The 18,545-nt window shown below is 61.7% G+C and carries 17 protein-coding genes; 13 read left to right on the top strand and 4 right to left on the bottom strand.

Annotated features, from left to right (window positions below):
* Nucleotides 1-36: 36 nt before the first annotated feature.
* From C495_RS07465 to C495_RS07415, 11 genes are read left to right on the top strand one after another with little or no spacing between them, the layout of a single operon-like run.
* The gene (locus tag C495_RS07465; RefSeq protein WP_008161546.1) at nucleotides 37-1,203 is read left to right on the top strand and encodes an acyl-CoA dehydrogenase family protein; all 1,167 of its coding nucleotides are present in this window, start codon (nucleotides 37-39) and stop codon (nucleotides 1,201-1,203) included.
* A gap of 2 nt (nucleotides 1,204-1,205) precedes the next feature.
* Nucleotides 1,206-2,990: an acetyl/propionyl/methylcrotonyl-CoA carboxylase subunit alpha gene (locus C495_RS07460; protein WP_008161545.1), complete on the top strand. Its 1,785-nt coding sequence runs from the start codon at nucleotides 1,206-1,208 to the stop codon at nucleotides 2,988-2,990.
* Between the two features lie 2 nt (nucleotides 2,991-2,992).
* Nucleotides 2,993-4,771: an acyl-CoA carboxylase subunit beta gene (locus tag C495_RS07455; RefSeq protein ID WP_008161543.1), complete on the top strand. Its 1,779-nt coding sequence runs from the start codon at nucleotides 2,993-2,995 to the stop codon at nucleotides 4,769-4,771.
* 38 nt (nucleotides 4,772-4,809) lie between these two features.
* Nucleotides 4,810-5,277, top strand: a complete 468-nt coding sequence (locus C495_RS07450; RefSeq protein ID WP_008161540.1) for a MaoC family dehydratase — start codon at nucleotides 4,810-4,812, stop codon at nucleotides 5,275-5,277.
* Between the two features lie 21 nt (nucleotides 5,278-5,298).
* Nucleotides 5,299-5,508, top strand: a complete 210-nt coding sequence (locus tag C495_RS07445) for a hypothetical protein (protein WP_008161538.1) — start codon at nucleotides 5,299-5,301, stop codon at nucleotides 5,506-5,508.
* 24 nt (nucleotides 5,509-5,532) lie between these two features.
* The gene (locus C495_RS07440) at nucleotides 5,533-6,858 is read left to right on the top strand and encodes an ABC transporter substrate-binding protein (RefSeq protein WP_241430594.1); all 1,326 of its coding nucleotides are present in this window, start codon (nucleotides 5,533-5,535) and stop codon (nucleotides 6,856-6,858) included.
* Nucleotides 6,859-6,871: 13 nt separating this feature from the next.
* Nucleotides 6,872-7,798 (top strand): branched-chain amino acid ABC transporter permease, encoded by a 927-nt coding sequence (locus C495_RS07435; protein WP_008161534.1) that lies wholly within the window; start codon nucleotides 6,872-6,874, stop codon nucleotides 7,796-7,798.
* A complete protein-coding gene (locus C495_RS07430; protein WP_008161532.1) occupies nucleotides 7,795-8,823 on the top strand; it encodes a branched-chain amino acid ABC transporter permease in 1,029 nt (342 codons plus the stop codon). Before C495_RS07435 ends, C495_RS07430 begins: the two co-directional genes overlap by 4 nt.
* Complete coding sequence (locus tag C495_RS07425) at nucleotides 8,820-9,578, top strand: ABC transporter ATP-binding protein (protein ID WP_008161529.1); 759 nt, start codon at nucleotides 8,820-8,822, stop codon at nucleotides 9,576-9,578. Before C495_RS07430 ends, C495_RS07425 begins: the two co-directional genes overlap by 4 nt.
* A gap of 1 nt (nucleotide 9,579) precedes the next feature.
* Nucleotides 9,580-10,308 (top strand): ABC transporter ATP-binding protein, encoded by a 729-nt coding sequence (locus tag C495_RS07420; RefSeq protein WP_008161527.1) that lies wholly within the window; start codon nucleotides 9,580-9,582, stop codon nucleotides 10,306-10,308.
* Nucleotide 10,309: 1 nt separating this feature from the next.
* Entirely contained in the window at nucleotides 10,310-10,696 is a 387-nt protein-coding gene (locus C495_RS07415) for a hotdog family protein (protein ID WP_008161525.1), read from the top strand.
* A gap of 16 nt (nucleotides 10,697-10,712) precedes the next feature.
* On the opposite strand, the gene C495_RS07410 is transcribed toward C495_RS07415, so the two are convergent.
* Nucleotides 10,713-11,618, bottom strand: coding sequence for an amidohydrolase family protein (locus C495_RS07410; RefSeq protein WP_008161523.1), 906 nt, complete (start codon nucleotides 11,616-11,618; stop codon nucleotides 10,713-10,715).
* 118 nt (nucleotides 11,619-11,736) lie between these two features.
* On the bottom strand, nucleotides 11,737-13,293 hold the full coding sequence (locus C495_RS07405) for a DNA-directed DNA polymerase II small subunit (protein WP_008161521.1): 1,557 nt from the start codon (nucleotides 13,291-13,293) through the stop codon (nucleotides 11,737-11,739).
* Between the two features lie 262 nt (nucleotides 13,294-13,555).
* Here C495_RS07405 and C495_RS07400 point away from each other — a divergent pair, with 262 nt between their 5' ends.
* Nucleotides 13,556-14,512, top strand: coding sequence for a S24/S26 family peptidase (locus tag C495_RS07400; RefSeq protein ID WP_008161519.1), 957 nt, complete (start codon nucleotides 13,556-13,558; stop codon nucleotides 14,510-14,512).
* A gap of 48 nt (nucleotides 14,513-14,560) precedes the next feature.
* On the opposite strand, the gene C495_RS07395 is transcribed toward C495_RS07400, so the two are convergent.
* Complete coding sequence (locus C495_RS07395; RefSeq protein ID WP_008161518.1) at nucleotides 14,561-15,010, bottom strand: hypothetical protein; 450 nt, start codon at nucleotides 15,008-15,010, stop codon at nucleotides 14,561-14,563.
* Between the two features lie 70 nt (nucleotides 15,011-15,080).
* Nucleotides 15,081-16,679: a Cdc6/Cdc18 family protein gene (locus tag C495_RS07390; protein ID WP_008161515.1), complete on the bottom strand. Its 1,599-nt coding sequence runs from the start codon at nucleotides 16,677-16,679 to the stop codon at nucleotides 15,081-15,083.
* A gap of 1,221 nt (nucleotides 16,680-17,900) precedes the next feature.
* On the opposite strand from C495_RS07390, the gene C495_RS07385 reads away from it, so the two are divergent.
* Complete coding sequence (locus C495_RS07385; protein ID WP_008161514.1) at nucleotides 17,901-18,539, top strand: Era-like GTP-binding protein; 639 nt, start codon at nucleotides 17,901-17,903, stop codon at nucleotides 18,537-18,539.
* Nucleotides 18,540-18,545: the final 6 nt, after the last annotated feature.

Below are 18,545 nucleotides of genomic sequence, written 5' to 3'. Positions count from 1 at the left end.
GGGATGTCCCGGACGCGAGACGATACGAACCTACCGATGAACTTCGAAGACACACACGAACGGTCGATGATCCGCCAGACAGCGGCGGAGATCGCCGAGCAGTACGGACCGGAACACTGGCGCGAGAAGGAAGAAAACGGCGAGTTCTCCACGGGATTCTGGAACGAACTCGGCGAGGCCGGCTTCCACGGCCTGCTCGTCCCCGAGGAGTACGACGGCGCGGGCATGGGAATGCAGGAGATGGGACTGGCGATGGAAACCCTCTGTGCCGAGGGGTGTGGCATGGCCGGCACGTGGTATCTGGTGTTGACCGCCGGGATGGCCGCCGTGGGCATCCGCGAGAACGGCACCGAGGAACAGAAAGAACGCTACCTGCCCGACATCGCAACCGGCGCGCGCAACTTCTCGATCGGGATCACCGAGCCCGAGGCGGGGACGAACACGCTCAACGTCGCCACTCGAGCCGAAAAAGATGGCGACGAGTACGTGCTCAACGGCAAGAAGGCGTGGATCACGTTCGCGGATCGGGCCGACAACATGATCCTCGTCACGCGGACGACCCCTCGAGAGGACGTCGACCGCGGCACCGACGGGATCAGCCTCTTTGTCGTCGATATGGACGATCCGAACATCGACGTCTCGCCGATCTCGAAACACGCGATGAACTACTCGAAGTCGTGTGAGGTCTTCTTCGAGAACGTCCGCGTGCCCGAGGAAAACCTGCTTGGCGAGGAAGGCGACGGCTGGTGGGTCCTGGTCGACATGCTCAACCCCGAGCGAATCGGCTTCGCGGCCGCCGGCACCGGAATCGGCAAACTCGCCTCGAACGCGGCGATCCAGTACGCCAACGACCGCGAGATCTTCGGCGCACCGATCGGCACCCATCAGGCCGTCTCGTTCCCGATCACGGAAGCCTACGCGAAAATGGAGACAGCGGCGCTCATGCGCGAGAAGGCCGCCTGGCTCTACGATCAGGGCGAAGACTGTGGCTACGAGACCAACGTCGCGAAGGCGACGGCCGTCGACGCCGGCATCGAGGCGGTCAAACACTCGATGCAGGCCTTCGGCGGCTGGGGGTACGCCACGGAGTACGACGTCGAACGATGGTGGCGCGAGATCAATCTCACGCGACTCGCGCCCGTCTCCCAGCAGATGGCATACAACCACATCGGCCAACAGCTCGGCTTCCCCAAATCCTACTGATCATGTTCGAGAAACTACTGGTCGCCAACCGCGGCGAAATCGCCGTCCGCGTCATGAGCGCCTGTGAAGAACTCGGTATCGCAACGGTCGCCGTCTACAGCGACGCCGACCGAGACGCCGGCCACGTCGCCTACGCTGACGAAGCGTACAACATCGGCCCCGCGCCGGCGAGCGAGTCCTATCTCGACGGCGAGACGATCATCGAGGTCGCCAACCGCGCCGGAGCCGACGCGATCCACCCCGGCTACGGCTTCCTCGCGGAAAACGCCGAGTTCGCCAGCCAGGTCGAATCAGCCGAGGGGATCACCTGGGTCGGTCCCTCGAGCGACGCCATGACGGCCTTAGGCGAGAAGACCAACGCCCGGCAGATCATGCAAAACGCGGACGTCCCGGTCGTGCCGGGGACGACCGACCCCGTCGAGTCAGCCGCCGAGGTGCGCGAGTTGGGCGACGAGTTCGGCTACCCGATCGCCATCAAGGCCGAAGGCGGCGGTGGCGGCCGTGGCATGAAGATCGTCCGCAGCGCCGACGAGGTCGAAGACGCCTTCGAGAGCGCCAAACGCGAAGGCGAGGCCTACTTCGACAACGACTCAGTCTACGTCGAGAAGTTCCTCGAGGCCCCAAAACACGTCGAAGTGCAGATCCTCGCTGACGAACACGACACGGCGTTGCATCTCGGTGAGCGAGACTGCTCGCTCCAGCGTCGCCACCAGAAGGTGATCGAGGAAGCGCCGAGCCCGGCCCTCGATTCGGGGCTTCGTGAGGCGATCGGCAACGCGGCCCGTCGGGGCGTCCGCGAGGCCGACTACACGAACGCGGGCACGGTTGAGTTTCTCGTGGAAGACGGGGAGTTCTATTTCATGGAAGTCAACACGCGGATTCAGGTCGAGCACACCGTCAGCGAAGAGGTAACGGGCATCGACATCGTCCGCGAACAGCTCCGCATCGCGGCCGGTGAAGAACTCCCGTACACGCAAGACGACATCGAGATCGACGGCCACGCGATGGAGTTTCGGATCAACGCCGAGAACCCCGCGAACGGGTTCGCGCCGACGCCGGGCACGCTTTCGACCTACAACCCACCGGGCGGCCTCGGCGTCCGGATCGACGACGCCATCGAGAAAGGCGACGTGATCGCCGGCGACTACGACTCGATGATCGCGAAACTGATCGTCCGCGCACCGACGCGAGCACGCTGTCTCGAGCGCTCCCGACGAGCACTGTCCCACTTCGACGTCGGCGTCGAGACGACAGTGCCGTTTCACCGGCTGATGCTCGACGACGAGACGTTCCGCGCGGGCGCACACACGACGAATTATCTTGACGAGACGGTCAGCAACGATGACCTCGCAGCCGCCGTTGAACGCTGGAGTACGGCCGTCGACGACGACGATGTGGCCGGCAGCGACTCGACGAACGACCTCGTCGTCGAGGTCGAGGGACAGCGATTCGACGTCGCCGTCACTGGGGACGTCTCGCGGGCAGCCAGTAACGGTGGTGCCGACGCGGGCGGCTCCACGACTGGATCGACGGCCTCGAGCACCGGCAGCGCCGGTGGCGGGCAAGTCACGGCGAGCGACGCGATCACGGCCGAGATGCAGGGCACTGTGCTCTCCGTGAACGTCTCCCCCGGCGAACAAGTCGCACAGGGCGAGGTCGTCTGTGTCCTCGAGGCGATGAAGATGGAAAACGACGTGGTGGCACCGGCCGCCGGCACCGTCGCGGACGTTCCTGTGACGGACGGTGACACAGTTGATATGGGCGACCCACTGGTCGTCTTAGAGTAACGATGGAACTGCAAATCAACACGACGGCAACCGAGCAGGAAGCACAGGCGATCGCGAAGGCACTCGCCTCGCACTTCGGCGAGGACGTCGAGCTGTACGCCGAACGGGGCGAGGACCTCCTCGCGAGTGCCTCGCCCGAGGTGAGCGCTGGCGCGACGACACCCGACGCGGCTGCCGGCGACGGCGGCAACGCAGAGCCACTCGAGCCGACCGCTCGAGAGGAGACACTGCAAGCCGAGATCGACGACATCCTCGAGGGCGGCCCCGAGAAGTACCGCGAGCGCCTCTCCGATCAGGGGAAGCTGTTCGTTCGCGACCGACTCGACCTCTGGTTTGGCGAGGACGGCCTGTCGTTCGAAGACGGCAAGTTCGCCAACTTCGACGCGTGGCATCCGAGCGGTCAGAACAGCGATCCGGAGTCGGACGACCGACTGCCCGCCGACGGGCTCATCACCGGCGCAGCCGAGTTCGAAGGCCGAGACCTGCATTTCATGGCCAACGACTTCACCGTCAAGGCGGGGTCGATGGCTGACAAAGGCGTCGAGAAGTTCCTCCGGATGCAACAGCGCGCGCTGAAGACCGGTCGCCCAGTCCTCTATCTGATGGACTCCTCCGGCGGCCGAATCGACCAACAGTCGGGCTTTTTCGCGAACCGCGAGGGTATCGGGAAGTACTACTACAACCACTCGATGCTGTCGGGCCGCGTGCCACAGATCTGCGTGCTCTACGGCCCCTGTATCGCCGGGGCCGCCTATACGCCGGTGTTCGCCGACTTCACGGTCATGGTTCGGGACGTTTCGGCGATGGCGATCGCCTCCCCGCGGATGGTCGAGATGGTCACCGGCGAAGAAATCGATCTGCAGGATCTCGGTGGTCCGGACGTCCACGCCCGGCATTCGGGTAGCGCGGACCTGATCGCAGAAGACGAGGAACACGCCCGCGAACTCGTCGCGAAGCTCATCGGCTACCTGCCGGACAACGCCGACGAGGAGCCACCGCAGACGGAGGGGACGGCTCCCGCACGGCCACCCGAAGGGATCGATTCCGTCGTCCCACAGGAACCGAACCGTGGCTACGACATGAACGACGTCATCGAGCGCATCGTCGACGCCGGCTCGACACTCGAGCTCCGCCCGGAGTACGGCCCGGAGATCATCACGTCGTTCGCCCGCATCGACGGCCGACCGATCGGAATCGTCGCGAACCAGCCGAACCACCGCGCTGGTGCGATCTTCCCCGACGCCGCCGAGAAGGCCGCGGAGTTCATCTGGACCTGCGACGCCTACGACATCCCACTGTTATACCTGTGTGACACCCCCGGCTTCATGGCCGGCTCACAGGTCGAGAAAGACGGCATTCTCGAGCAGGGCAAGAAGATGATCTATGCGACGTCCTCGGCGACGGTGCCCAAACAGTCCGTCGTCGTCCGCAAGGCCTACGGCGCGGGGATCTACGCCATGTCGGGGCCGGCCTACGATCCGGAAAGCGTGATCGGCCTCCCGAGCGGCGAGATCGCCATTATGGGCCCCGAGGCGGCGATCAACGCCGTCTACGCGAACAAGCTGGCCGCGATCGACGATCCGGACGAACGCGCCGAAAAAGAACAGCAACTGCGCGAGGAGTACCGCGAGGATATCAACGTCCACCGGATGGCCAGTGAGGTCGTCATCGACGAGATCGTCCCGCCGAGTTCGCTTCGAGAGGAACTCGAGGCCCGCTTTGCGTTCTACGAGACCGTCGAGAAAGACCTGCCGGACAAGAAACACGGGACGATCCTCTGAACCCGAACTGCACGAACAACCAGATAACAGACATATTTATGACCGGACTGTACTACGAGGAGTTCGAAACCGGCGAGACGATCGCCCACGAGAAGCGACGGACGATCAGCGAGAGCGACAACCAGCGGTTCTGCGATATGACGATGAACCAGCAGCCGCTGCATCTCGACGCGGCGTTTGCGTCCGAGACGGCGTTCGGCGACCGGCTGGTCAACGGCCTCTACACGATGTCGCTCGCGGTCGGTCTCACGATTCCCGAGACGACTGACGGCACCATCGTTGCCAATCTCTCGTATGACGACGTCGAGCATCCGGAGCCGGTCTTTCACGGCGACACGATCCGTGTCCAGTCGACCGTGACGGAGAAACGAGAGACCAGCGACGGCGAGCGGGGCATCGTCACCATGCACGTCGAGGTGTTCAAAGTCAACGACCCGGACGAACCGCTGGTCTGTGAATTCGACCGCACGGTCCTCTCGCGAAAACGAACCCATGATGACAGCTAAGGCACCGTTCCGACCGCTTCGATGGCGGCCTACAGCCAGCGCCAGCCGTTCGACGCCCGCGTGCCGACGGCCGTCGCTGCGGTGTCCGACGACCACTCCACCGCGGACTCGAGGGTGGAAACCACCGCCACCCGCGCGGACAGCGGCGATCGGCGGTCGGTAGGGGACTCGCTGCGGCGGATACCACACGCGGACAGCTACACAGGGCAGTACAATGAACGACGTAACTAACACGCAACTGCGGGGAAACGGAGTATGAGAAAGTCACGACTATCACGCCGAACGTATCTGAAAGGGGCAGCAGCACTGTCGGGCGTCAGCATGACAGCCGGCTGTGCACTCTTAGACGAGGATCTGGGCCAAGAGACGATCGAGGGCATTCCGGACGAACCGTTCCGGATCGCACAGATCCTGTTCGAATCCGGACCGGCCGCGTTCTACGGCGAGCAGGCGATGAACGCGACCGATATGCTCGTCGACCAGATCAACGCTGAGGGTGGCCTGCTCGGCGAACGCGAGATTGAGATCGTTGACCGACTCGACGAGGGTGCCGGTCTGGACTCGCTCATCAGCGACGTTCAGGCGATCGCTCAGGAGGGCGAGGTCGACATGCTCTTTAGCATTATCTCGAGTGCGCACGTACTCGGGGTCGCACCGGCCGCAAACGACCAGCAGATGCCGTTTCTGGTGACGATGCCCGGAACGTACCAGCTGTTCGAGGAGAACCCGGAGATGGACCACGTCGTCCGTACGGCCGGCTCGAACGCTTCGGGCGCGATCGGGGCCGTCCGGATGGTCGAACAGATGGACGACATCGAGACAGTCGTGACGATCGATCCCGACTACGCCTGGGGCCACGACCACCAGGAGATGTTCGAGACGGCGCTCGAGAACGTCAGGCCGGATATCGACATCGTCGAGTCTCGCTACCCCGACCTTGGGGAGACCGACTACAGCGCCCACGTGAGCGCGATCGCCAGCCAAGAGCCTGATCTCCTGTTCTCGAGTCTGTGGGGTGGAGATACGGCGACGTTCGTCTCGCAGGGCGTCGATGGTGGGCTGTTCGATCAGGTCGGTGAAGCGCTACTCATCGGGGACACCGGAGCGCCGTTGCTTCGCTCTCTCGGCGGCGATATGCCAGAGAATGTCTGGCTTGGTGGGCGGGCCGGCTACCAGCCCACCTACCGCTACGACGAGGATGAAGACCACCAGCAGTTCGTCGACGACTACTACGACCGGTACGGAGAGTATCCGGGCTGGGGTGCGTATCACGACTGGGCCGGCCTGAAGACACTGCAGGAGGGCGTCGAACGCGCCGTTTCGATCATCGGCGACTGGCCGACTGGCGACCAGCTCATGGCGGCGATGAACGACATCTCGGTCGAGATGCCACACGGTCAACACACGATGCGTGGCCCGCAGGCGGCCGCGCCTGCCGTCTTCGGACGGCCGACGGAGGATCACGACTTCCCCGTCGACCACCCGCTGACGACCGATTTCGAGTTCATCGCCGCGACGGAAGTGAACCCGCCCACTGGCGTCCCGACGATGGAGTGGGTCGAGGAAATCGAGCCGCTCTAATGGAGGACTACCAATGATACCAGAAACACTCCTGGGACAGCCGTTCGTGCTGGGACATACGTTCAACGGGCTCTACTTCGCAGCTCTGTTGTTTTTTGCCTCGGTCGGGTTGACGCTCGTGTTCGGCATTCTCAACCTGCTGAACATGGCCCACGCCGCGTTCTACGGGTTGGGGGCGTACATCGCCGTCTGGACGCTGAACAACATCGGCGACATTACGACGACGATGGTCGCGCTACTGCTCGTGCTCGTCATCGTGATTCCGCTGGCAGTGTTCGTACTGGCAGCGGCGCTCGATAAGACGGTGTTCGCGCCGCTGTACGAGATCGAGCCGGTGTATCAGCTGCTAGCAACGTTCGGTGTCATCCTCATGCTCGATGACATCATCAAATACCTCTGGGGAGCCACACCGATCAGCGTCGACGCCGCAACCAACCCGTCCAGACAGTTGGGAACGATCGACCTCCTCGGGTCATCGGTCTCGGTCTATCGGTCGTTCGTCATCCTGATCGCCGTCTGCTGTGCCGTCGGCCTCTACCTGATGTTCGTCAAGACGAAGATCGGGAAGATCTCGCAGGCGATGTCCGAGGACTACGAGATGGTCCAGATGCTCGGAATTAACGTCACTCGCGTGCGCGTGTTGATCTTCAGCCTCTCGATCGCGATCGCCGCCCTCGGTGGGGCCCTGTTCGTGCCGTTTGCCGTGGCCACGCCGGCCGTGACACTCGAGTACGTGTTGCTCTCGTTCGCCGTGATCGTCATCGGCGGACTCGGAAGCCTCAAGGGAGTCGTCGTCGCCTCGCTCATCATCGGGATGGTGCGCAGTTTCGGGATCGCGTACGTTCCGGCGATCGAGTTAGCGATCGTCTTCGCGCTCATGGTAGTCGTCATCATCGCGAAACCCGAAGGCCTGTTCGGCGATGAGGGGGTGGTCGAATGAGCACCCGCTTGCCGACGTTCGGGAACGTCGGGCTGGCGGAGACGCTACAGAACAGGCGGCTGCTCGCGGGCATCGTCGTGTTCGTCGTCCTCGCCCTGTACCCGGCGATGACGCTCAACGCCTACCACACGCGACTGCTGACGTGGATCATGTGTTTCGCCATCGCCGCGATGGGGTTCAACATCGTCCTTGGCTACACGGGGCTGTTGTCGTTCGGCCACGCGGCGTTTTTCGGCACCGGCATGTACACCGTCGTGCTCGTGATGGGGCGTGTCGGCATCACCGACCTCGTAGCGGTGATGGTGATTGCGATGGTCGTGTCGGGACTCGTCGGTGCGATCATCGGCGTGTTGACCGTCAAGACCCACGAAATCTACTTCGCGCTGTTGACGCTGGCGCTGGCACAGCTGCTATACATCCTCGCCGTCCGGGACATCGGTGGTCTCACGCGCGGCACCGACGGCATCGGCGTCACGCGACCCGATTTCTTCGGGATTCCAATCAGTGAGCTGCCGGCACAGATCTACCTGCTCGGCTTTTATTATCACGTCGTGTTGGTGGCTCTGGCCGCGACCATCGTCCTGCTCTGGTTCGTGCTCCGGTCACCGTTCGGGCTCACGCTGAAGATGATCCGCGAGAACGAAACGCGAGCGGAGATGACCGGCGTGCCGGTCCTTCGATACCGCGTCTACTCGATGATCCTGTCGGCGATGGTCGTCGGCCTCGGCGGCGCGCTGTATGCCGTCCTTATCGGCCACATCACGCCGGAGTATCTCGACTGGACGATGTCGGGCGAGATCGTCTTCATGGCGCTACTCGGCGGCATTGGGACCTTCTTCGGCCCGGTCGTCGGTGCCGGCGGGTTCATCCTGCTGCAGGAGTTGGCACTGTCGTACACCGAGTACTGGCACTTTACGATGGGGCTCGTGCTGTTCATCGTCGTCCTGACGCTGCGCGAAAACGGCATCTGGGGCGGTGCCAAGACGCTTGTAGAGCGACTCAACGACCGGCGAGGTGAACAATGAGTTCAGAACCAATCCTCAAAACCGAAAACGTTCGCAAAGACTTCGGAAGCATCGTCGCCGTCGATGGTGTGAGCGTCGAGTTCTACGACGACGAAATCGTCGGCATCATCGGCCCCAACGGGGCCGGCAAAACCACGTTCACGAACCTCATCTCGGGTGCGCTACCACTCACCGACGGCACCATCATCTTCGACGGCGAGGACATCTCCGGCCTGCAGAAGTACAAGCGGGTCCGTCGAGGACTCGTCCGCTCGTTTCAAATCCCACAGATCTACGACGAGATGACGGTGTTCGAGAACATGCAAGCGAGTGTCCTCTCGCGAAAACAGGAGAACAACCGCCTGTTTACGCCGACACATAGAGACAGCGCCTCCGTCAGCGAGACGGAACGGCTCCTCGAGTTGTTCAACCTCGAGGCCCACGCAGACGACCACACCGAACACCTCCCTCATGGCGTCCGAAAGGTCCTCGACGTGGCGATGTCGTTCGCACTCGAGCCGGAGATCATGATCCTCGACGAGCCGACCAGCGGCGTCGGCTCACGCGAGAAAAACGCCGTCATGGAGACGATCACCGAGGCAGCGGTCGAACAGCAAATCGGCCTCATATTCATCGAACACGACATGGAACTCATCCGAGACTACTCCGACCGGATCGTCGCCCTCCACGAAGGGCGCGTGCTCGCCGACGACGATGTGGCAGCCGTGATGAACTCAGAAGAAGTCAACCAGTTCATCCTCGAGGGAGGTGTCTGAGATGAGCCAAGCGCCACTGCTCGAGATCGAAGACATCACGGTGACACTCGATAAGGCGACCGTCCTCGAGGACGTCTCGATCCGGATCGAGCCGGGCGAGACGGTCGCGCTGATCGGCCGTAACGGAGCCGGCAAGACGACGACGTTCCGGACGGTGATGGGGCAGACGTCGATTCAGAACGGGTCGATCCGTGTGCGGGGCACCGATCTGACGGACCAGCCCTCGCGTTCGCGGATTCAACACGGGATCGGGTTCGCGCCGGAGGATCGACGGCTGTTCACGACGCTTACCGTCGAGGACAACATCCAGATGTCGACCTGGGGCAGTGATTCGATCAGCGACGAGGAGTTCCAGACGCGTCGCGAGCAAATTCTCGACATCTTCCCGGAGATGGAGGAGTTCTTAGATCGGCCCGCGGGCCAGTTAAGCGGCGGCGAACAGAAGATGGTCACGGTTGGTCGGGCGCTCGCGTCGGACCCGGACATCGTGTTACTCGATGAGCCGTTCGAGGGGCTTGCGCCATCGGTACGAGAACGCTTCCGTGAGGGTGTCGAACGCATCAAAGACCTCGGGATCTCGATCGTCGTCGCGGAGTCGAACGTCCGCCATGCGGGCGAGATCGCCGACCGCGGATACGTGATCGAACGCGGTGAGATCGTCACCAGTATCGACGAGGGCGAACCGATCGTCGACAACACGGAGATCAAACGCATCTTCGAAGGCAGCTAGCATGGAAGAGCCAACCGTAGACGAGACACACACGTTCGAACGAACGTTCACGACCGACGACGTCGAACGGTTCGCCGCGCTGTCGGGCGACAGGCAGGACCAGCACACGGAACCCGATTCGGATGGTCGACTGCTGGTCCACGGTCTGCTGACCGCGACGCTGCCGACGAAGATCGGCGGCGACCTCGAGGTCCTCGCAACGGAGATGACGTTCCAGTTCCGCCGTCCGGTCTACACCGGCGAGCAGATTACCTGTCTGTGGACGTTCGACACCGTCGACGAACAGGGCGACCGCTACGCCGTCACCGTTGATGTCGAGTGTACGAACAGCGATGCGGAGTCCGTTCTCACCGGCGATATCGAGGGGCTCATCTGGAAGGCGTCCTGAGACTGTCAGCCAACAGTCAGACTGGGAGCTCGAAGCCGTCCTCGATGTCGAGACCGAGGTAGTCCGCGGCCGTCCGCGCAAAGAGGTCTCGAGTCGTCTCTCGAGGGAGATCACGAGCCAGCAACCCGGCCCGTTCGTTTCGGTAGGGGTAGGGAATGTTCGGGAAGTCCGAGCCGTACATAATGGAATCCGAGAGCTCGGTAAGGGTGTCGTCCGTAATCGTCGAGGGATCGAACCCCATCGTCTCCTCGGCCGAGGTCGACATCGCGAACGTCGTATCGAGGTAAACGTTCTCGTACTCGCGGGCGAACGCGAGGAACCGATCGACCTCGTAGGTACCCATGTGCGCACAACAGACCCGAACGTCGGGATAGGAGTCGATCACCTCGGCAAAGGCGTCCGCACCGACGAACTCGGTGCCCTCGAACATCGGTGCCGTCCCGCCGTGATAGGTGATCGGCCGATCGTACGCCGCCGCGACCTCGAGCGCTGGCTCGAGGCGCGAGTCTGCGGGACGACACTCCTGGACGGGACAGTGAATTTTCAGGCCTCGAGCGCCCGCGTCGAACGCATCGCTGGCGATTTCACCGACCGCCTCGTCGTCGGGATGGACCGTCGCGAACGGATACATCATGTCGGAGTCGGCGGCGTGTGCGAGCAGCCAGTCGTTTAACTCGCGGGCGATTCCGGCCTTGTGCGCGTACGGAAGGGCGACATAGGCTTCGACGCCCGCCGCACGGAGGACAGTCTCGATACCCGGTCGCGTCGTCGGACTCGAGAACTCCCAGCCGGCCTCATCACTGAGCGACCGACGGATCGCGGCGGCGAGTCGCTCCGGAAACAGGTGCGTGTGGGCATCGATCGCCGGGGCGAAGGCGGTCGACGGCTCCTCGGCTGGTGTCTGTGGCTCGGGGGGTGACATGGGAAACAACAGCGGTCGTGTGTACCATGCTCACTGGACTGTTAGATAGGTGTACTGCAACCGGCGAGACCTGAAACATCGGACGCTCGAGTCCGGGTCGGTGTGGGACTCGAACGGCTCAGCTGAACTTCTGGACGGTCACATCGAGCGTATCGAGGTCGACGATCGGGGCGTAGCCAGCGTCAGGGTCGATGTTGACGCTTTTCTGGAAGTCGGTCTGTGACTGCCAGCACCCGGAGTTGATGGCGAGGACGTTGTGGTACTTGCCGAAGCCGAGTTTGTGGACGTGGCCGGTGTGGAAGATGTCGGGGACGTCTTCCATGATGAGATAGTCCTGCTCTTCGGGTGCCAGTCGCGTGTGGCCGCCAAACTGGGGGGCGACGTGACGTTTTTTGAGCAGGTGGTACATCGCTTTGTGTGGCTCCTCGTAGCTTGCTTTCTCCTCGGGGAGTTCGGCGATGACCTCGTCTAGACTGACGCCGTGGTACATCAAGATGGAGACGCCCTCGAGGGTTACCGTCGAGGGGTTGCTCACGATCTGCGGGTCGTGGGCCGACATGATCGCTCGCAGGTCCTCGTTGAACCCGGGCTGGGGCTCTGCGAGGCGGACGGCGTCGTGGTTGCCCGGGATCATGACGATATCCATGTCGCCGGGGACCTGTTTGAGGTACTCGTTGAACACCTCGTACTGGTCGTAGATGTCGACGATATCGAGTTCCTCGTCCTGATCAGGGTAGATCCCGACGCCCTCGACCATGTCACCCGCGATCAGCAGGTACTCGACGTGCTGGGCCTGTTTCGTGTGCAGCCAGTCGGTAAACCGGTTCCAGGCGTCGTGCATGAACTCCTGACTGCCGACGTGAACGTCACTGATCAGCGCCGCCTGCACGTGGCGGTCGGCCGTCGACGGATCGTGCGTTCGCGGGATGTCCGGGAAGTACATCGAGTCGACGAAAGCGATCCCCGAATCGTCCGCGAGGGTCCCTTCCATCGCCAACACCTCATCACAGAGCAACTCGCCGACTAAGTCGGCGTACTCCCGGTCTTTCATCACCAGCCACGGGAACGTCCCGGTTGCGTCCTCGAGTTCGACCAGCCAGTGGCCGCTGGCAGTCGAACGGATGTCGTTGACCAGTCCGACCATCCCGACCTCACCGCCGCCAGGCATGTTCTGGATTGCCGTCGCCGGCCGGTGGTTGACTCGCCCGCGTAGCTTCGAGCCGAGTCGCTCGAGTCGATCCCGGAAGACGGAGACGAAGTCGCTGTACTCGCCGGTCCCCGTACTGTCGCCGGTCATATCACCGGCGATCTCGAGCGATCGACGCTCGAGATCGACCGATCGCTCGACCCCCGGAGACCCCTTCGTTTCGACTGGAGCGGCCGTATCCGTGGCTGGCGGGTTTTGGGCGCGGTTTCCAGTCGAAACAGGGGGGTCTGTGGCCTCGGAAGCGGCGTTCTGTCCCGACGAGTGGGTGGCCGAACCGGCCGCCGCAAGCGCCGCCTGCACGTGGTCGGTTCGAACGACCAGTGCATCCTCGGGCAGCGTGTCGATAACGCGTTCGAGGGCCGCCTGCGGATCATCTGCCGACGTAAGCTGTGTTACAGCCTCTCGTTCGGCGTTGTAGCCACGACTGGTGAGTTCGCTGACGATCCGAGCCGACGCCTCGAGTGGCACACGTCTCGTATTCGTGGGCGAAAAGAAAAGGATACCGTAACGCGGTAGCCAGCAACCGCCACCCGGAGCCACCAGAATCGGATTTTGAGACGGTTTGCGGTCCCGACTTCCCGGTGGGGCCACAGGACGAATCGCGGTCCCACCGGAACTGACGTACAGCAGACAGTATGAGAAGAGAGCGACGACCGTCGAGAGACGAATCGAGTTCGCAGCGGTGAGTCGAGCAGAAAGTTGATTGCCAGCCCCAGCAAAACGGGTGACGATGAGCGGTCCGAGCCCTGGTGGCCCACCCGACGAGTCCGACGACTCCGTAGATGATCACGGTGATCGATCCGACTACGACCGTGACCAACCGGACCGATCCGACCACGACTGGCGGTCGGCCGGCGACGAGGTCGGAGCGGCTTCGGAACCGACCGCCGGTGAACAACTCACTATCGAAGACGACGGTATCGTCCGCTGGTTTCTGAAATCCGACGACGAGACCGTCGTGCTGGCACGGGATATCGTCAGCAGCGTCGCCATCGTCGCGGTCATCGGCTTGCTGCTCTTTGGCCTCAGCGGGGTCTGGCCGCCGCTGGTCGCCGTCGAAAGCGGCAGCATGGAGCCGAACATGCACCGGGGCGACCTCATTTTCGTCGTCGACGACGACCGATACGCCGGTGATGACCCCGCCGACGACACCGGCATCGTCACGCTCGAGGCCGGCGAGTCGAACGGCCACGAGAAGTTCGGCCAAGCCGGCGACGTGATCGTCTTCTGGCCGAACGGCGACCCGGGTGCGACACCGGTGATCCACCGCGCCCATTTCTGGGTCGAAGAAGGCGAAAACTGGGTCGACACCAAAGCCAACGAGGAGTTCGTCGGTGGGGCAACCTGTGCAGATATCCAGACCTGTCCCGCGAACCACGACGGGTTCATCACGAAAGGCGACGCGAACAGCGGCTACGATCAGTATCGCGGTGGTGCCCAAACCGATGTCGTCAGAACCGAATGGGTCACCGGGAAGGCCATGCTCCGTGTCCCGTGGCTCGGCCACGTCCGACTGACGTTCGACGAGATTTTCGGCGGGATGCTCGTTCCGTCACCGGCACTCGAGGGTGTTCCGGAGGCTGTGACCCCCGAGACGACCGCCCTGCAGGCTGGGCTGGCCGGTTCGACCGGACTCGCGGCGACCAGCGCTGGCGTCGCCGTCGCTCTCGGTCGGTCTCGATCCTGAGCAGTTGTGAACCGACTCGAGCCCCCCAGTTCGACTCGAACGGCCGGTTCACTCGCCGGTGGTGATCTCGAGGCGGAGTTCGTCTTCGTCTTGGACGACGTACTCGGTCGGATCGACTGGCTCGTCGTTGACGAGGAACGTGAGGTCGGTGCCCGGTTCGCTGCCGTCGTAGTCGGTGCCGTCGATGGTAACGATGTGCTCGGCTTCGTGCTGTGTGTACGCAAAATGCGGGAGCAGATCGAGTCCCTCGGCGAACGTCACCGGCTCCGGCCCCTCCATATACCAGTAGTCGTCCTGTTCGTGCAGATGGAAGTCGATCGAATCGTTCTCGGGGTCTGCGTGCTCGGACTGAAACCGATCTGCAGCGAGGTTGACGGGCTCGCCGTCGACGACGACATCGATCTCACCACGCTCGAACTCGACTTCGCCATCGGTGAAGATACAGCCGGCAAGCGACACGAGACTTGCCGTTGCAACGATCGCGCTGCGCCGTTTCATACGTGAACGTAGTGCGGAGACGGTATTACAGGTGTGTCGATTCCCACCGCATTGGGATCGGCAATCGAAGTCAGTTTTCGAACCGCGCCTGAACGAACGGCTGAACGTCGTCGATACTGCTCAGCCGGGAATCGGAAAGCAAGACGGCCTCCGTCTCCTCGAGTGGTACCGAGAGGCTGATCTCTTTGGTTCGGCCGTACCGGCCTTTCGAGACGACGACGGCGTTGACGATGCCGAGCATGTCGAGTTCGCTGATGAGGTCCGTCACCCGTCGCTGGGTCAGGACGTCGGCGTCGATCTCCTCACAGAGGCGTTTGTAGATGTTGAACACCTCGCCCGTGTTGATGCTGTGAACACCGTTTTTCTCGAGCAGGATGATCGCAAAGAGGACGAGTTTGCTCTGGGTCGGCAGCGTACGCACGACCTCGACGACGCGGTCGAGTTCGATCTTGTCTTGGGCCTGCCGGACGTGTTCTTCGACGATCGTCTCGGTCTGAGAGCGTTCGGCGAGCTCGCCCGCCGTCCGAAGCAGATCCAACGCACGACGCGCGTCCCCATGTTCCTGTGCCGCAAAGGCCGCACACAGCGGGATCACGTCGGCCGACAGCGCGCCATCTTTGAACGCGACCTCCGACCGATGCTCGAGGATATCACGCAACTGATTGGCGTCGTACGGCGGGAAGACGATCTCCTCCTCGCCGAGGCTCGATTTGACACGGGGATCGAGGAAATCGGTGAACTTCAGGTCGTTCGAGATGCCGATGATCGACACGCGCGAGTTCTCGAGTTCGGAGTTCATCCGCGAGAGGTTGTAAAGCGTGTCGTCGCCGCTTTTCTCGACGAGTTTGTCGATCTCGTCTAACATAATGACGACGACGCGTTCGTCGTAATCGACGGCATCGAAGAAGACGCTGTAAACGCGATCGGTCGGCCACCCAGTCATCGGCACCTCCTCGAAGTCCGCTTTGTCTTCCTCGAGGTGTTCGATGCGCGCGTCGATCTCGCTTCGGGCGCTAAATGGCGTCGACTCGAGGGGATGTGCCGATGGGGTGCCGTCAGATGTGTCGGCTGTGGAATCGTTGTCAGCGGCCTCGGACTCGGCTCGAGTGACATCGGCGGTGGACTCAGCGCCGGCGTCGGACGGCGTCGAAGACTCGTGTTCGTCGACGGCAGCGAGTAAGGCCTCGAGGTCGTCGATCCGATCGTCGATCCGGGCTTTGTTCTTGTCGATGAACTTGTTCGCCAGCTGTGCGAGCACGCGATACTGGGTGTCGGTCACTTCACAGTTGATGTACTCGACGTCACACGGAACGCTGTATTTCTGTGAGGTGCTCTCGAGTTCCTTGCTGACGAACTTCGCGCTCGCGGTCTTTCCTGTCCCGGTCTTGCCGTAGATGAGGATGTTCGACGGTGTTTCACCACGGAGTGCAGCGACGAGGATCGTCGCCATCTTGTTGATCTGGTCGCTTCGATGCGGGAGTTCGTGTGGCGTATAGGAGGGGCGAAGGACTTCCTTGTTCTCGAAGATCGGTTCACCGCTGAGCAGATCGTCGAACAACCCCTGACTCGACTCCTCGTCGCCGAGATCGGTTCCCTCGAGGTTCGAGAATCCGTGTGTCTCGTCGATACCGACCGTCTCTGACTCCGTTGGTTCTGAATCGTCTGACATCCGTCGTATACATACCCCCTCGTTTCGAGTGGAATCGCGGGCCCGCACGCAGGAATATCGTGGCGAAGGTGGCCCAGATAGGGCGACCGACGCTGTTGTATTCCTGACTCGAGTCCAGTTGATGCAAACGAAACAGAGGAAAACCACGGTATTAAATTCTTCCCTTCGACCAGTGACTACCAGCGAAACGGGAATCATTCGGCCATCTACGGGCTGGAGCGGGATCGATAGCGACGACCGAGAGAGTGTTCAAACATCCCCTTCGAGGGACGTTCGTTTCGAGTCCACCGCCGAGGTGCTGATCGCTGTCGAGTCGGTGATCGCGAGTGGAGTGGTCACGATAGATAGAGCGTGATACTCGAGAGCGAAACGGCGTTTGGGAACTGTGGATGACCGTGAGCTGAATTGGGAATGGCAGTGGAGAGAACACGGGAGCCACAGTGTGGGAGAACACGGGAGCCACAGCGGGAGAGGAGCCGGAGACGAGGCGATCGGACACCCTCGAGTGAACGTTCAGGGGTGTGTTGGACGTTTGAGTTTCGGGGGTGTGTTGTGCGTCTGGAGTTGTGGCTGTGGTAGTTCGGACTAGAACGTGACCTAGTATCAACTGATAGTGGCTTGCTACCATTGTGCGTGTTATGTTGAAATCCGCCGCAACCCCCCACCCCTTTGTTTCAGGTGGAACTCTCCGAGAGAGGGGGTGGGGGTGTGGAGGTCTCTATAACAGGAAGTTTTATAATGATAGGACAGAAACACGGTCCGTAGCACTAGCAAAACAGAAATTTTACTAGGAACAGTTGTTTTGATTGTTAGTTACTACTAGAATGATGTCGTTCAGCAGCTTGAGTTACTAGAGCGTTCTAAACACAGAAATTCGCCCGCTCATACCTCTCTATCCGCTCTTTTCGCTCGTTTTGTCGTTACTCCGCCATCATTTCGGGTGGACGCTCCCGATTGACCCCACCACCCGTTTCTCGATCTCCAGTCGAAACAAAGGGGTGGGGGTGTCTCGAGATGGCAGAAACTGTAGGAAAAATGATATATGAATGACTGTCTACACCACTCATGGGTGGTCTTCTCACCCATGGAACCTATTATCAATAATATATTCTGTTTCGACAACTCATAGATATTGAACAGTCTACACGTCTGACGTAGGCTTAAGTGAGTTCAGTTTGTAGTACGCGCAGATGCACCCCGCGGTGCTGGAGGGCCCCACAGATGGGACTGTTCACAGAACTTAAAGATAGTATCTCTCGGGTTACGGACCGCCTGTTTGCGGAAGAGGAACCCAAACGAATCGGTATCTACGGTCCACCTAACGCCGGAAAAACGACGCTTGCCAATCGTATCGCTCGAGACTGGACTGGTGACGCGATCGGTGCGGAAAGTCACATTCCACACGAAACGCGCCGTGCGCGCCGGAAGGAAGACGTCGAAATCGAACGCAACGGAAAGTCGGTGACGATTGACATCGTCGACACACCCGGTGTGACGACGAAAGTCGACTACGAGGAGTTCACCGACGAGATGGACGAAGACGACGCGATCCGCCGCTCTCGCGAGGCGACCGAAGGTGTCGCGGAAGCGATGCACTGGCTCCGTGAGGACGTCGACGGCGTCATCTACGTCCTCGACAGCGCGGAGGACCCGATCACGCAGGTCAACACGATGCTGATCGGTATCATCGAATCTCGAGACCTCCCCGTGCTCATCTTCGCGAACAAGATCGACCTCGACGACTCGAGTGTCAAGCGCATCGAGGACGCTTTCCCACAGCACAAGACGGTGCCGCTGTCGGCCAAGGAAGGCGAAAACATGGACGAGGTCTACGCGAACATCGCGGAGTACTTCGGGTGAGAGTGA

Source organism: Natronorubrum sulfidifaciens JCM 14089, assembly GCF_000337735.1.
Classification (GTDB): domain Archaea; phylum Halobacteriota; class Halobacteria; order Halobacteriales; family Natrialbaceae; genus Natronorubrum; species Natronorubrum sulfidifaciens.
Note: the sequence above shows the minus strand (reverse complement) of the source record. Positions and strands in the feature narration are given on the sequence as shown.

Coding starts and splice junctions, on each gene's coding strand:
- C495_RS07430 (WP_008161532.1), top strand. CDS start 7,795: ATGAGCACCCGCTTGCCGACGTTCGGGAACGTCGGGCTGGCGGAGACG.
- C495_RS07385 (WP_008161514.1), top strand. CDS start 17,901: ATGGGACTGTTCACAGAACTTAAAGATAGTATCTCTCGGGTTACGGAC.
- C495_RS07445 (WP_008161538.1), top strand. CDS start 5,299: ATGGCGGCCTACAGCCAGCGCCAGCCGTTCGACGCCCGCGTGCCGACG.
- C495_RS07395 (WP_008161518.1), bottom strand. CDS start 15,010: ATGAAACGGCGCAGCGCGATCGTTGCAACGGCAAGTCTCGTGTCGCTT.
- C495_RS07415 (WP_008161525.1), top strand. CDS start 10,310: ATGGAAGAGCCAACCGTAGACGAGACACACACGTTCGAACGAACGTTC.
- C495_RS07420 (WP_008161527.1), top strand. CDS start 9,580: ATGAGCCAAGCGCCACTGCTCGAGATCGAAGACATCACGGTGACACTC.
- C495_RS07440 (WP_241430594.1), top strand. CDS start 5,533: ATGAGAAAGTCACGACTATCACGCCGAACGTATCTGAAAGGGGCAGCA.
- C495_RS07410 (WP_008161523.1), bottom strand. CDS start 11,618: ATGTCACCCCCCGAGCCACAGACACCAGCCGAGGAGCCGTCGACCGCC.
- C495_RS07455 (WP_008161543.1), top strand. CDS start 2,993: ATGGAACTGCAAATCAACACGACGGCAACCGAGCAGGAAGCACAGGCG.
- C495_RS07390 (WP_008161515.1), bottom strand. CDS start 16,679: ATGTCAGACGATTCAGAACCAACGGAGTCAGAGACGGTCGGTATCGAC.
- C495_RS07460 (WP_008161545.1), top strand. CDS start 1,206: ATGTTCGAGAAACTACTGGTCGCCAACCGCGGCGAAATCGCCGTCCGC.
- C495_RS07400 (WP_008161519.1), top strand. CDS start 13,556: ATGAGCGGTCCGAGCCCTGGTGGCCCACCCGACGAGTCCGACGACTCC.
- C495_RS07425 (WP_008161529.1), top strand. CDS start 8,820: ATGAGTTCAGAACCAATCCTCAAAACCGAAAACGTTCGCAAAGACTTC.
- C495_RS07465 (WP_008161546.1), top strand. CDS start 37: ATGAACTTCGAAGACACACACGAACGGTCGATGATCCGCCAGACAGCG.
- C495_RS07450 (WP_008161540.1), top strand. CDS start 4,810: ATGACCGGACTGTACTACGAGGAGTTCGAAACCGGCGAGACGATCGCC.
- C495_RS07435 (WP_008161534.1), top strand. CDS start 6,872: ATGATACCAGAAACACTCCTGGGACAGCCGTTCGTGCTGGGACATACG.